1 protein-coding gene is annotated in these 557 nt (G+C 68.2%); it reads right to left on the reverse strand.

The window, feature by feature from the left end:
* Positions 1-557 (reverse strand): vitamin B12-dependent ribonucleotide reductase (locus AAFX79_13815; GenBank protein MEO1009632.1); only part of this gene is annotated, 557 nt, incomplete at both ends.

Raw genomic sequence — 557 nt, forward strand, 5'->3', positions numbered from 1 at the left:
CTCGGTGGGCTCGTCCTCGACGGCGGGCGGGGACCCCGGCCCCTCGGGCGGCTTGCCGCCCAGCGACACCTCCTTGTAGCCGGGCCGGAACTCGATCCCCAGCCAGCGGAAGATGTAGTCGATGATGCTCTTGGCGATGCGGATGTCCGGGTTCTTGGTGTGCCCCTGCGGCTCGAACCGCATGTGCGAGAACTTGCGGACGTAGTCCTCCAGCGGCACGCCGTACTGCAGGCTCATCGAGACGCTCGTGCCAAAGGCGTCCATCAAACCGCCGATGGTGCTGCCCTCCTTGGCCATGGTGATGAACAGCTCGCCCGGGCGGCCGTCGGGGTAGAGGCCCACGGTGATGTAGCCCTCGTGCCCCGCGACGCTGAACTTGTGCGTCACGCTCTGGCGCGTGTCGGGCAACCGCTCGCGGCGCGGTTTCGGCGTCGTCGCCTCCGCCTCGTCGGCGTTCTCGCCGTCGAGCTTCGTGTTGAGCGGCTGGCTGTCCTTCGAGCCGTCGCGGTAGATCGCCAGCGCCTTCAGGCCGAGCTTCCAGCCGTCGTAGTACGCCT

This window comes from Planctomycetota bacterium, from assembly GCA_039819165.1.
In the GTDB taxonomy this organism is placed as follows: Bacteria; Planctomycetota; Phycisphaerae; order Phycisphaerales; family UBA1924; genus JAHCJI01.